Origin of the sequence: Pseudomonas sp. USHLN015 (assembly GCF_037153275.1) — a bacterium.
In the GTDB taxonomy this organism is placed as follows: domain Bacteria; phylum Pseudomonadota; class Gammaproteobacteria; order Pseudomonadales; family Pseudomonadaceae; genus Metapseudomonas; species Metapseudomonas tohonis.
Map to the genome: position 1 here is coordinate 1 of NZ_JBBCKP010000031.1, position 538 is coordinate 538.

Genomic DNA, 538 nt, shown 5'->3' on the forward strand with positions numbered 1-538 from the left:
GTAGATACCGTCTTGATTCCTAGTGAGCAAGGGCCAGTTTTGCGTCAAATGGCCGGCCCGATTTCAAGACGCCATAGGCGATGTTCAGCAGCTTGCGCATCGCTGCGCAGACGATCTGCTTGCCGGTCTTGCCCTTCGCCCTCAACCGTTCGCTCAGGGCCCTGATCGCCTCGTTGTACGTCAGGGCGCTGATCGCGGGCATGAACAGGCCGGCCCGCAGGCGCGATGAGCCCGTCTTGGAGATGCGCGTCTGTCCCCGGTGGTTCCCGGACTCCTGCAGCCGCGGATTGAGCCCGGCAAAGGCAGTGACGGCGCGGCTGTTGGCAAAGCGCAGTGGGTCGCCCAGCTCCGCCAGGAGCAGGGCGGCGGTCTTGTCGGCGATCCCGTCGATGCTGGTCAGCAGGTCGCGCTTGCCGCGCAGATCCGGGTCGTTGTCGATGTGGTCGTCGATCGCCTTGAGGGTCTCTTCGATCTCCTGCCCGACATGTTCCAGCACCGACTGGATCGAGGCCTGGACGCTGGCATCGGCCACTTCCAG

1 protein-coding gene is annotated in these 538 nt (G+C 64.5%); it reads right to left on the bottom strand.

The window, feature by feature from the left end; all coding sequences use genetic code 11:
* Positions 1-19: 19 nt before the first annotated feature.
* Positions 20-538: transposase (locus tag WFQ67_RS30205; protein ID WP_337059005.1), on the bottom strand; the 519-nt coding region annotated here is incomplete at its 5' end.